Source organism: Mesorhizobium sp. L103C105A0 (assembly GCF_000502215.1).
Lineage (GTDB): Bacteria > Pseudomonadota > Alphaproteobacteria > Rhizobiales > Rhizobiaceae > Mesorhizobium.
This window is the reverse complement of the sequence record NZ_AYXF01000001.1, coordinates 745732-757684: the sequence shown is the minus strand read 5'-3', so window position 1 is coordinate 757684 and position 11953 is coordinate 745732. Positions and strand designations below refer to the sequence as shown.

Here is an 11953-nt window from a genome sequence, read left to right as displayed (position 1 = left end):
GGAGCGCTGGACCGACGTTAGTTGGCGCTGCACCCCCACCCCGGACCCGCGGTCCGACCCTCCCCACAAGGGGGAGGGTAAGCGGAGCTACTCCGCCGGCTCGACATTGGCGTACGCCGCTTCCTCAAGCTCCCGCTTCAGCCTCGCTTCCTCATGCGCCTTCGGCGTCACGAAGCGGCCGAGCAGGAGGTAGGCGACCGGGGTCAGGAACAGCGTCGAGACGGTGGCGAGACCCAGCCCGCCGACGATGACCCAGCCGAGCGCGATGCGCGCTTCGGCACCGGCGCCGGCGGCCAGCACCAGCGGGACCCCGCCGAGGATGGTGCAGATCATCGTCATCATCACCGGCCGCAGGCGGATGATCGAGGCCTGCTCGATCGCCTCGCGCACGCCGAGGCCGCGGTCGCGCAGCTGGTTGGCGAATTCGACGATGAGGATGCCGTTCTTGGCCATGACGCCGACCAGAAGCACGAGGCCGATCTGGCTGTAGGCATTGAGGCTGGTGCCTGACAAAAGCAGCGCAAAGATTGCGCAGGCAAGGCCGAGCGGGACCGTCGCCATGATGATGACGGCGCTGACGAAGCTTTCGAACTGGGCGGCAAGCACCAGGAGGATGATGACCAGCGCGAAGCCGAAAATGGTGATCATGGCACTGTTGGTCTCGCCGAGCGTCGCGGCTTCGGCCAGCGGCAGGACGTGGCTGCCCGGCGGCAGCAGCGGGGCGGCGATCTGCTCGGCAACGCCGAGCGCGTCACCCAGTGCGAAATTGCCGTTCAGGTTCGAGGTGATCGCCACCGAAGGCTGCTGCTGTTCGCGGGTCAGCGACGGCGGCACGGCGCGCTCGGTCAGCGTGGCGATGGTCGACATCGGCACGAAGCGGCCGTCGGCGGTCTTCAGGAAGATGTTTTCCAGATCGGTCGGATCATTGATCGGGTTGGTGGTCGAGACCAGCTTCACGCCATAGCTGCGGTCGGCGATGTAGACATCGACGACATCGTTGCCGTCGAGCATCGCCTGCAAGGTGTTGGCGAGCCCCGATATGTCGATGCCGAGATCGGAGGCGCGCTCGCGGTCGATGGCCACCGCCAACTGCGGCTGCGTCGGGTCGATGGAAAGCCGCGGCGTCTGGAAGCGCGGATCGGCCTGCATCCGGGCGATGATCTTCACCGCCGCGTCGCCGAGCGCCTTGCGGTCGTTGCCGACCAGCGCGAATTGCAGGCCGTTGCCGGCGCCGCGAATGCCGAGGCTATTGGCCTGCACCGGGAAGATGCGCACGGATGGCACCTGCCGGGTCAGCTGGCTTATCTGCGCCATGATCTCCTGCTGGCTGCGCGTGCGCTCGTCCCACGGCGCCAGCGTCATCACCATGAAGCCGGAATTGTAGGCGCCGTTCTGGCCGGCATTTTCGAAGGTCGAGACGATCTCGCCGGAATCGCGCAGCGGCTGGATCAGCCGCTCGATCTTCTGCATTTGCTGGGTGGTGTAGTCGAGGCTGACGCCTTGCGGCGCGTTGATGCGCAGAAGCACGACGGCGCGGTCCTCGCTCGGCGTCAGCTCCTGGCGGATGGTGCCGAACAGCATGAAGGCGATGCCCGCAAACAGCACCGCAACCAGCAGCACGATCCACGGCGCGCCGAGGCAGGCATGCAGGGCGCGCTTGTAGGCCGCGTTCAGCGCGCCACCGACGCGCGCGCCAATGCCGTGACCGCCTTCATGGTGGAGCGATGCGCCGGTCAACATGCGCGAGGCCAGCATCGGGCACAGCGTCAGCGCCACCACGCAGGAGAGCAGCACCGACATGGCGAGGACGAAGCCGAATTCGCGAAACAGGCCGCCGGTCTGTCCCGGCAGGAAGGAGATCGGCACGAAAACGGCAACGAGCGTCAGCGTCGTGGCGATGACGGCGAAGAACACTTCCTGGGCGCCGAGCACGGCGGCGGCACGAGGCCCCATGCCTTCGTTGCGCCGTCGCACGATGTTTTCCAGAACGACTATGGCGTCGTCGACGACAAGGCCGGTCGCCAGCACCAGCGCCAGAAGCGTCAGGATGTTGATGGAGAAGCCGGCGAGATAGATGGCGGCGATGGTGCCAATCATGGCGACCGGCATTGAGAGACCGGGGATCAGCGTCGCGCGCCAGTCGAGCAGGAAGATGTAGATGACGATCAGCACCATGGAGATCGACAGGCCGAGCGCGATCTCGACCTCGTGCACGGCGCCGTTGACGAAGACGGCGTCGTCGCTGGTGATCTTGATCGACATGCCCTTGGGCAGGTTTTCCTGCAGCTTGGCGACGGCTGCCTTCACTCCGGTGGAAATATCCAGCGTGTTCGATTCCGCCTGGCGGATGATGCCAAGGCCAATGCCGGTCTTGCCGTCGGAGCGCAACGAGGTCTGGCCGATGTCGGGACCGAGCGTGACGGTGGCGACGTCGCGGATGCGCGTCGTGCCGCCGATGATGATGTTTTCGAATTCTTCCGGCGTCGTCACATCGGCCGTGGTGCGGACGATGAGATCCTGGTTGGTGGTGGTGATCGAACCGGCTGGTGAATCGAAAGCGACCGAGGCAAGCGCTGCCCTCAGATCGGCCACAGTGAAGCCGAGGCTGGCGAGCTTGTTCTGGTCGACATCGATGCGGAAGATCTTGTCGCGGTCGCCATAGACCTGAACGTCGGCGACGCCGGGCACGGCGGCCAGTTCGTCCTCGATCTGGTCCTGGACGATCACCGTCATGTCCTGCACCGACATGGTGTCGGAGGTGACGGCCAGTCGCATCACGGCATCGGAATTGGCATCGGCCTTGACGATGCGCGGCGGGTCGGCGGTCTCCGGTATCATGTTGGCGACACGGCCGACCGCGTCGCGCACGTCGGAGGCGGCGACGTTCAAATCGACGCCGTCGTTGAACTCGATGGTGACGCGGCTCTGGCCGAAGGAAGAGGTCGACGAGATCGACTTGACGCCGGAGACGCGGGCGACCGCGCCCTCGATGGTGTCGGTCAGTTCACGGTCGACGGTTTCGGCGGCGGCACCCTCGAAGGCCGTCGACACGGTGACCACGGCGCGGTCGACATCGGGCAGTTCGCGGATTTCGACGCCATAGAAAGCGGCAAGGCCGGCCACTGCGATCAGCGTGTTCAGCACGAAGGCCATAACCGGCCTGCGGATGAAGAGTGCGGTGAAGCCGGTTTCGCTGGCGGTGCTGACGGGTGCAGTCATGAGCCTTCGGCAGCTTCCGCGGCGCGCTGATCCTGGCCGGCGATGCGGACCGCGCCGCCTTCGCTGACGCTCTGGGTGCCTTCGGTGACGACCATGTCGCCATCCTCGATCTCAGCGTCGATCAGCACCGTCTCGGTGTTGCGCTGGATGATGCGCACGGGAACGCGCTTGGCCTTGCCGTCCTCGATCTGCCAGACATAGGCGCCGTCGGAACCCCACAGGATTGCCAGCGGGCTGACGGCCGGATAGGTGTCGCCGGGGAAGCGCATGGTGATGCCGAACGACATGCCGGCGCGCAGCGAATCCGCCGGATTGGCGATTGCAGCCTTGACCAGCAGGGTGCGGCTCTTTTCGTCGATGTGGTTGTCGATGGCCGACACAGTGCCGGTATAGGCCTTGCTCGGATTGGCGATCGGCGTCGCCGACAGTTGCGCGCCGACCTTGACGGCGGCGGCGAAGCGCTCGGGCACCAGGAAATCGACCAGGATGGAGGAGCGGTCGTCAAGCGTGGCGATCGCCGACTGGCTGGTGACGTAATTGCCGGCCGATATCGGCAGGATGCCGACCGTGCCGGCGATAGGGGCGACGATCGAACGACGCTGCAAGGCGAGTTCGGCATCCTGCAGCGCCAGTTTGGCGCCGGCCAGCACCACTTGGGCATCGGCGACGGCGACCGGGGTCGCGGCGTTGGAGGCCCTCAATGATTTCACCCGCTCGAGCTTGTCCTGGGCATCCTGCAAGGCGAGCTTGGCACGATCCTGCGAGATCACCTCGGTCTCGGAATCGAGAACAGCGATGATCTGCCCCTTGTCGACGCGGGTGCCGGACTGAACGAGGAATTCAACCAGCCGGCCGGAGCTGTACGGGTTGACCGTCACCGAGGCGTTGGCGCGGCCGGTGCCGATCGCCTGCAGGCGATCGTTGATGGTGGCGGTGGCCGCAGGCAAGGCGACGACATTTGCCGGGCGGCCGGCAGCGTTGCGACCGCCTGCCTGTTTTGTCGTGTCGACCGCACCGGTTGTGGCGGGCGCCGAAGCATAGGTCCAGTCGATACCCCAGCGTGCCAGAACCTCCGGCGCGCCCGGGAAGAATCGCGCCCAGGCGAGGACAGCCGCGACCAGGATCACAAGCGCAAAAACGATCTGTTTCCAGGCGACCATCGACACTCCGGTTGGCAAAACGTCTACCGGTTTCACCAAGCAAAAAAACGCGCAGCGACGCACCCGGTATGTGCGAAGCCGCCGCAATATCATGGCTTTATGGCAATTCTGCCGCTTCCATGCACATTAAATCTGCGTAATTTTGCGCACCTGCGGCCGGGATTGAGCGTGTCAGCGCAGGCTTTCCAGGTCGCGGATGCGCTTGGCGCTGTCGGCCTCGAGCTGCCTGGTGACAGCGCCGATCAGCGTCTCGGCGACAACGAACAGAGCGGCGGAAGAGTCCCACGCCGAAGGCACGGCGGTGCGTCCTGCAATGACATGGCGGGCGAAGCGGGCGATCGGCGATAGCCACTGGTCGGTGAACAGCACGATCTGTACGCCGCGCTGATGCGCGGTCTCGGCAAAGCGTACCAGACTGTCCTGGTAGCGCCTGATGTCGAAGATCACCAGCACGTCGCGCTTGCCCATGTCGATCAGCCGGTCGCGCCAGATGCTCTCCTGACCGGCGAGGTGATAAACGTCGGGCTGGATGATGGCGAGGTGGGCGGCCATGTAGCGCGCCAACGGATCGGTGAAGCGGCCGCCGATCAGGAATGTCTTGCCGCGCCGTTCGGCGAGCCTTTCGGCGATGTCGGCAAGCTGCCTGTCGGACAGATGCCTGAAGGTCTCGCGCATATTGTCCAGCGTCGCCTCCAGCATTGGCGACACGGCACTGCTGCCCGGTGAGGCCGGATTGAGCGTGCGCGATGCCGGCGACTGCAATTGCGCCGCCAGTTCGTCCTGCAGCGCCGACTGGAATTCGGGATAGTTCTGGAACCCCAGCCTGGAGACAAAGCGCAGGATGGTCGGCGACGATACGCCGGCGGCGGTCGAGAACTCGGCGACCGTCTTCAGCCCGATCAGCGGATAGTTGGCAATCAGCGTTTGCGCGGCGCGGCGCTCGCCGGCCGGCATCGTGCCGATGCGGTCCGAAATCAGTTCGGCAATGCTGGAAATCATCGTTTTCCCCACCCCTGAGCCCGTCCAGACCGCTTCCCCGAAATCGCGTTTGACAAAGCCGGACAAACTGTATGAAATCATCCACAGGGACGCAATGACGCAAAATACGTAACATAAGATACAGCGCTCCCCAGGGGACGGCAGACTATGGAGAGAGCACGGCCCGCCAGCCTTGCATCGTCTGATACCGTAGGGGTGACGAACCCCGGCGGGTCCAGCCCTTTCGTGCTGACCTGCGACCACGCTTCCAACTTCCTGCCATCCGAATTCGGCACGCTTGGCCTGCCGGCCGAAGATCTCTCCCGCCACATCGCCTGGGACCCCGGCGCGCTGCCGGTGGCCCGCCGCATCGCGACCGCCCTCGATGCGACGCTCATCGAAACCCGCATCTCGCGCCTGATCATCGACTGCAACCGTCCGCTCGACGCACCGGACCTGGTGCCGCCGGTCAGCGAGACGACGGCCATTCCGGGCAATGCCGGCCTGTCGGACAGTGAGCGCGCCGAGCGCATCGCTTTGTCGTGGCGGCCGTTCCACGACACGATCGCATCGATCATCGACGACCGGCAGGCGCGTGGGCAGGAGACCCGGCTGGTGTCGGTGCATTCCTTCACCCCGGTCTACAAGGGCAAGAACCGGCCCTGGCATATCGGCATCATCCACGATGACGACCGCCGGCTGGCGTCGCCGCTCATAGCGGCGCTGCAGCGGCTCTCCGGCGTCAGTGTCGGCATCAACGAGCCCTATTCGCCGGCCGACCGCGTCTATTTCACTTTGGAGCGCCATGCACGCTCGCGCGGCCTTGCCTGCGCAATGATCGAAATCCGCAACGACGAGATCTCCGGCGAGACCGGGCAGCGGAAATGGGCGGATCTGCTCACAGGCATTTTTTCTGACCTGGAACCCGAGGAGGCCAAGGGTTCCCGGCGACACGCAGTGGGAAAGTCAGTTCAATCGGCCAGCTAGAAAAACAGGGGACGAAAATGGCAGGACCGGACAAATCAGACGCTGAAAGATCGGAGGATGTAAAAACCCTCCATAGCATGGGCTATGCCCAGGAGTTGGCTCGCCGCATGAGCGGCTTCTCGAACTTCGCTATTTCCTTTTCGATCATTTGCATTCTGGCGGGCGGCATCACGTCCTTCCCGCTGGCCATGGCGACCGGCAGCGGCTTCGAGGCGACTGTCGGCTGGGTCATCGGCGGCGTCTTTGCACTTGTCGTTGCCGCGTCCCTTGGCCAGATCGGCTCGGCCTATCCGACGGCCGGCGGTCTCTACCACTGGTCGTCAATTCTCGGCGGGCGCGGCTGGGGCTGGGCCACGGCCTGGATCAACTTGCTCGGCCTGGTCTTCGTCGTCGCCTCGGTCAATGTCGGCGTCTACGCGCTGTTCAAGGACCTTGTCTGGTCCGGCGTGTTCGGTAACGACGTCTCCGCGTGGGGCTATCAGGAGCAGGTGATCGGCGTTGTGATCATCACGGTCGCGCAGGCGCTGATCAACCATTTCGGTATCAGGCTCACCACCATGCTGACGGATTTCTCGGGCTACCTCATTCTGGTCGTCGCCGTCGTGTTGACCGCGATGTTCCTGATCTGGGGCGCAAGCTGGGATTTCTCGCGGCTCACCACCTTCGTCAACAACACCGGTGATCCAGGCGCAGGCTACGTTCCGACCGCACGGACGGCACTCGTCGCCTTCCTGATCGGCCTGCTCTACCCACTCTACACCATCACCGGCTTCGACGCTTCGGCCCACACGTCCGAAGAGACCCACAATGCCCGCGTGGCGGTGCCGCGCGGCATGATCCATTCGGTTCTGTGGTCGCTGGTGTTCGGCTTCGTCATGGCCGTTTCGTTCGTACTGGCCAGCCCCGATCTGGCAGCGACGGCCAAGGATGGCGCCAATGCCTGGTTCAATCTCTTCAACAATCTGCCGGCGCCATTCCTGCTGAAGAGCATCATTGCCATCGCGATCGTGCTGGCGAACTTCATCTGCGCGCTCGCCGGACTGACGTCGACCTCGCGCATGATCTTTGCCTTCGCGCGTGACGGCGGCCTGCCCGGTTCGTCGGTGTGGAAAACCGTCAGCCCGACATGGCGCACGCCCGTGGCGGCGATCTGGCTCGGAGCGGTGCTCGCAGTCGCAGCGACATTGTACTCGCCGGCTTTTGCCGCACTGGCGGCCGGCTGTGCATTGTTCCTCTACGTGTCCTACGCCATGCCCGTGGCCGCCGGCCTGCTTGCCGAGGGCAAGAGCTGGACCGAATTCGGCCCGTTCCGCCTCGGCATCTGGTCCAAGCCGTTCGCCGTCATCACGGTGCTTGGCGTTCTGGTGCTGATGTATGCCGGCATCCAGCCGCCCTTCGACATCCTGATCAACTATGCCATCGGCCTGATCGTTCTGCTGGTGGTTCTGTGGTTCGGCATCGAATCGCGCCGCTTCAAAGGCCCGCCGATCGGCGCCGACATTGCTCGCCGCGCTTCCGAGATCGCGGCCGCGGAAGCAGCCGTCGGCCAGACGGCAGGCTAACAGCAAAGACTAGATGCTCCGGCCGGCGCAAGCCGACCGGGGCAGGGCCGGCCAGCTAAGAATGCAAAGGGGACTACAATGGCAGCACCGGGTTATTCAGACACAGACAAGGCGGAAGACGTAAAGCACCTCCATTCCATGGGCTACGCCCAGGAACTTGAGCGGCGGCTAAGCCGCTTCTCCAACTTCGCCGTTTCCTTCTCCATCATCTGCATCCTGTCGGGCGGCATCAATTCGCTGGCGCAGGCAACGTCGGGCGCCGGCGGTATCGGCATCGGCATCGGCTGGCTGGTCGGCTGCTTCGTCTCGCTTACCTTCGCGGTCGCCATGTCGCAGATCAGCTCGGCCTATCCGACGGCCGGCGGCCTCTATCACTGGGGTTCGATCCTCGGCAATCGCGGCACCGGCTGGGTGACGGCCTGGCTCAACCTGCTCGGCCTGATCACCGTGCTCGGCGCCATCAATGTCGGCACCTGGACGTTCTTCATCGGCGCCTTCGGGCCGACGCTCGGCATCGAGGGTACGCTGACCAATCAGATGATCTTCCTGGTCATCATCACCGGCGCCCAAGCGCTGATCAACCATCTCGGCATCAAGCTGACTGCGAAGTTGACCGACTTTTCGGGTTACCTGATCTTCTTCGGCTCGATCCTGATTGCTGTCGTCTGCCTGTTCTCCGCCGAGACCTGGGATTTCAGCCGGCTCTTCACCTTCCACAACTACTCGGGTGAGGCCGGCGCCAGCGTCTGGCCGTCCGTCTCGAACGCCTGGGTGTTCGCTCTCGGCCTTCTGCTGCCGATCTACACCATCACCGGCTACGATGCTTCGGCACACACTTCCGAGGAAACCATCAAGGCGGCCTCATCGGTGCCGCGTGCGATGGTGATGTCGGTTATCTGGTCGGCGGTCTTCGGCTATTTGTTCCTGGCCGCCTTCGTACTGATGATCCCCAACATGGACGACGCCGCCAAGCAGGGTTGGAACGTGTTCTTCTGGGCCTTCGACCAGCGCGTCAGTCCCGGCCTCAAGGAGTTCGTCTACCTCGTCGTGTTCATCGCCCAGCTGTTGTGCGGCCTCGCAACCGTCACCTCGGCTTCGCGCATGATCTTTGCCTTCTCGCGTGACGGCGGCCTGCCGGGCTCGTCGGCACTGGCCAAGGTCAGCCCGACCTATCGCACGCCGGTGGCGGCGATCTGGACGGCGTCGGTCCTGTCGGTGCTGTTCGTCTGGGGTTCGACGCTGGTTTCGGTCGCCGGTACTTCGGCCTACACCATCGTCGTGTCCTGCACCGTCATCTTCCTGTTCCTGTCCTTCACCGTGCCGATCGTGCTCGGCATGCTGGCCTGGGGCACGCCGAAGTGGGACAAGATGGGACCGTGGAACCTGGGCCGTGGCATCTTCATGCTGTTCGGCGTTCTCTCGATCGTGTCGATGATCCTGATCTTCATCATCGGCATCCAGCCGCCGAACGACTGGGCGCTGTACATCACCGTCGGCTTCTTCATCCTGACGGCGATTATCTGGTTCGCCTTCGAGCGCAATCGCTTCCAGGGCCCGCCGCTGGGCGACATCATCGCGGCGCGTCAGGCAGCGATCAAGGCCGCCGAACAGGCGGTCGGCGAAACCGGCCACTGACGTCACCATCATGGCCATGGCCGGCGTGCAGCCGGCTATGGTTTCGTCCTCAACGACCAAGCACTGGAGTGCCAAAGGAATGGCCGGAAATTTCTCGTTCGATCAGTTGAAGAAAGCGGTCTCCAATGGCGAGATCGACACGGTGCTGGCCTGCATCGTCGACATGCAGGGGCGGCTGGCTGGAAAGCGTTTCCTGGCGCAGTACTTTGTGGATTCTGCTCATGACGAGACGCATGGCTGCAACTATCTGCTCGCCGCCGACATCGATATGGAGCCGGTGCCGGGCTACAAGGCGGCAAGCTGGTCGAAAGGCTATGGCGACTTCGTCATGAAGCCGGACCTGGCGACGCTGCGGCGCATTCCGTGGCTGGAAAAGACGGCGCTGGTGATCTGCGACGTGCTCGACCACCACACCCATGACGACCTGCCGCATTCGCCGCGCGCGATGCTGAAAAAGCAGGTCAAGCGGCTCACCGAACGCGGCTATATCGGCTACTTCGCCTCGGAGCTCGAATTCTATCTGTTCAACGAGACCTATGATTCCGCCCGCAAGAAGCACTGGCAGGGCCTCGATACCGCTTCGCCCTATATTGGCGACTACCAGATCGGCATCACCACCAAGGAAGAAGGCGTCATGCGCCGGCTTCGCAACGAGATGGAAGCGGCCGGCATTCCGATCGAGAATTCCAAGGGCGAATGGGGCCCGGGCCAGGAAGAGATCAATGTGCGCTATGCCGAAGCGCTCGACATGGCCGACCGCCACGTCATCCTGAAGAACGGCGCCAAGGAGATTGCCGAGTCCGAAGGCAAGTCGATTTCCTTCATGTCGAAATACAATTACGGGCTCGCCGGTAATTCCAGCCACATCCACAATTCGCTGTGGAGCGCCGACGGCAAGACGCCATTGTTCTTCGACAAGAAGGCGGACTGGACTTTGTCCACGCTTGGCCAGCAATGGGCGGCTGGGCAGCTCAAATACGCCAAGGAGTTTACCTGGTTCCTAGCGCCCTACATCAACTCCTACAAGCGCTTCCAGGCCGGCACCTTCGCACCGACCAAGATCATGTGGAGCGAGGACAACCGCACCGCCGGCTTCCGCCTGTGCGGCGAGGGCACCAAGGGCATCCGCATGGAATGCCGCATCGGCGGCGCCGACCTGAACCCCTATCTCGCTTTCGCAGCGCTGATCGCGGCCGGCCTTGCCGGCATCGATGAGAAGCTCGAACTGCAGAAGCCGTTCGTCGGCGATGCCTACCAGGCCTCGCGCCTGCCGGAGATCCCGAAAACGCTGCGTGACGCCACCGAGACGCTGGCCAAGTCGAAGATGCTGAAGCAGGCGCTCGGCGACGATGTGCTCGAACATTATGTCCACACCGCAAAGTGGGAGCAGTTCGAATACGACCGCCGCATTACGGATTGGGAACTGCACAGAGGGTTCGAGCGGTACTAAAACTTTATACAGCTTTAATGTTGACAATGTGGTGAAGTTAGTACCATATGGTACCTGTAAACTGCAGTGCTACATTGAGGAGTTTGCGATGTCCAAATATGCGCCGCTCAAGGATTTTCTCATTGCCCAAAATGTCGATCGCGTCCCGATGTCATTCGCCGAAATCGAGAGAGTGCTCAATCTGCCGCTGCCCGCATCGAAGCAATACCCTGCATGGTGGAGCAACAATCCGAGCAACAATCCCATGACAAGGGAGTGGCTTGAGGCTGGGTTCGAGACCGAATCCGTCAATATAGGGAGTGGGAAACTGGTATTTCGCCGCGTTCGCAAAGTGCCGATTTCGGCGCCGCCCAGTGGTAGCGTGCCTGCCGCGCCAAAGGAGGCGCGCGCGGATCGCCACCCCGGTTTTGGTTTCATGAAGGGCCTGATAACAATCGAAGCCGGATTTGATATCACCAAACCTTTCGATGACGAGCCATGGGACCGGGGCTATCTGGGCGGTGAGGCTGACGCGCGTGACGGCAAACTTGCGGTGAGTAAATGAGCGAAGGGCCAAACCTGCTTCTGGATACATGTGCGATGATCTTTGTCGCCAACGATAGTCTGATCGATCCGCACGCAAGCCGGGAGATTTCGGAAGCGGCCTATGACGGCCGTCTGTATCTTTCGCCGATGTCGGCATGGGAGATCGGAATCGGCGTAGCCAAGGGCCGGCTCAATCTGCCATTGACGCCACTCGACTTCGTGGAGCGTTTCATCGACCGAATGTCGGCAAAGCTCAGCGCTATCTCACCAGCCATTCTGATTGCGTCATCCAACCTGCCCGGTCCGCCTCATGGTGATCCCATGGATCGGATACTGATGGCAAGTGCGAGAGCGTTGGACATGGTTCTGGTGACGCGTGACGAGCCCATCCTTCGCTATGGCCGCAACGGCCATCTGCGTACGCTAGCCTGCTAAAC

At 63.1% G+C, this 11953-nt stretch carries 9 protein-coding genes; 6 read left to right on the top strand and 3 right to left on the bottom strand.

Features of this window, described 5'->3' with window-relative positions:
• Positions 1 to 87: 87 nt before the first annotated feature.
• From X727_RS160925 to X727_RS160935, 3 genes are all read right to left on the bottom strand, one after another.
• A complete protein-coding gene (locus X727_RS160925; protein ID WP_023833588.1) occupies positions 88 to 3219 on the bottom strand; it encodes an efflux RND transporter permease subunit in 3132 nt (1043 codons plus the stop codon).
• Positions 3216 to 4379, bottom strand: a complete 1164-nt coding sequence (locus tag X727_RS160930) for an efflux RND transporter periplasmic adaptor subunit (protein ID WP_023833587.1) — start codon at positions 4377 to 4379, stop codon at positions 3216 to 3218. The genes X727_RS160925 and X727_RS160930 overlap by 4 nt, the downstream gene beginning before the upstream one ends.
• 171 nt (positions 4380 to 4550) lie before the next feature.
• On the bottom strand, positions 4551 to 5378 hold the full coding sequence (locus X727_RS160935) for a MurR/RpiR family transcriptional regulator (RefSeq protein WP_023686446.1): 828 nt from the start codon (positions 5376 to 5378) through the stop codon (positions 4551 to 4553).
• A 147-nt stretch (positions 5379 to 5525) separates the two neighbouring features.
• On the opposite strand from X727_RS160935, the gene X727_RS160940 reads away from it, so the two are divergent.
• The 6 genes from X727_RS160940 to X727_RS160965 all read left to right on the top strand — a co-directional run bounded on the left by X727_RS160940 (position 5526) and on the right by X727_RS160965 (position 11951).
• The gene (locus tag X727_RS160940) at positions 5526 to 6344 is read left to right on the top strand and encodes an N-formylglutamate amidohydrolase (RefSeq protein WP_023686445.1); all 819 of its coding nucleotides are present in this window, start codon (positions 5526 to 5528) and stop codon (positions 6342 to 6344) included.
• 17 nt (positions 6345 to 6361) lie between these two features.
• The gene (locus X727_RS160945) at positions 6362 to 7906 is read left to right on the top strand and encodes an amino acid permease (RefSeq protein WP_023691842.1); all 1545 of its coding nucleotides are present in this window, start codon (positions 6362 to 6364) and stop codon (positions 7904 to 7906) included.
• 78 nt (positions 7907 to 7984) lie between these two features.
• A complete protein-coding gene (locus tag X727_RS160950) occupies positions 7985 to 9541 on the top strand; it encodes an amino acid permease (RefSeq protein WP_023744174.1) in 1557 nt (518 codons plus the stop codon).
• Positions 9542 to 9620: 79 nt separating this feature from the next.
• On the top strand, positions 9621 to 10991 hold the full coding sequence (locus X727_RS160955) for a glutamine synthetase family protein (RefSeq protein ID WP_023744175.1): 1371 nt from the start codon (positions 9621 to 9623) through the stop codon (positions 10989 to 10991).
• 88 nt (positions 10992 to 11079) lie between these two features.
• A complete protein-coding gene (locus X727_RS160960; protein ID WP_023744176.1) occupies positions 11080 to 11535 on the top strand; it encodes a hypothetical protein in 456 nt (151 codons plus the stop codon).
• Positions 11532 to 11951 carry a type II toxin-antitoxin system VapC family toxin gene (locus X727_RS160965; RefSeq protein WP_031197611.1) on the top strand — a complete coding sequence of 140 codons (420 nt, stop codon included), beginning with the start codon at positions 11532 to 11534 and terminating at the stop codon, positions 11949 to 11951. Before X727_RS160960 ends, X727_RS160965 begins: the two co-directional genes overlap by 4 nt.
• The last annotated feature ends 2 nt before the right edge of the window (positions 11952 to 11953 follow it).